Origin of the sequence: Pseudoflavonifractor capillosus (assembly GCF_016899775.1) — a bacterium.
In the GTDB taxonomy this organism is placed as follows: Bacteria; Bacillota; Clostridia; order Oscillospirales; family Oscillospiraceae; genus Lawsonibacter.
Window position 1 is genome coordinate 1 of the sequence record NZ_JACJJE010000167.1, and the last position, 365, is coordinate 365.

At 51.0% G+C, this 365-nt stretch carries 1 protein-coding gene; it reads right to left on the reverse strand.

Features of this window, described 5'->3' with window-relative positions; translation table 11 throughout:
- Positions 1–326, reverse strand: a 326-nt coding sequence (locus tag H6B31_RS16840; protein ID WP_204899541.1) for a recombinase family protein, incomplete at its 3' end; no start/stop codon positions are given.
- Positions 327–365: the final 39 nt, after the last annotated feature.

Here is a 365-nt window from a genome sequence, read left to right on the forward strand (position 1 = left end):
CCCTTTTGAGGGAACAGCATTTCCGTGTAAAACCCTACCTGCAAGTAGTTTCGCCCTAACCGGCTCATGTCCTTGACGATGACCGTACCCACTTTCCCGGCTTCAATGTCCGCAAGCATGGCTTGAAATCCGGGCCGCTGGAAGTTTGCGCCGGAAAAGCCGTCGTCGGTGTACCAGCGCAGATTGGTAAAGCCGTTCTGTTTTGCGTAGGTTTCGAGTATCCTTTTTTGGTTCGATATGGAATTACTCTCGCCTTGCAATTCATCCTCGTGGGACAATCTCGGATAAAGGGCGGTAATGAGGTTTTGGGTGGCTTGTCTTAACATAAAATCCTCCGTTTCCGACAGCCAGCCCCACTATTCCGT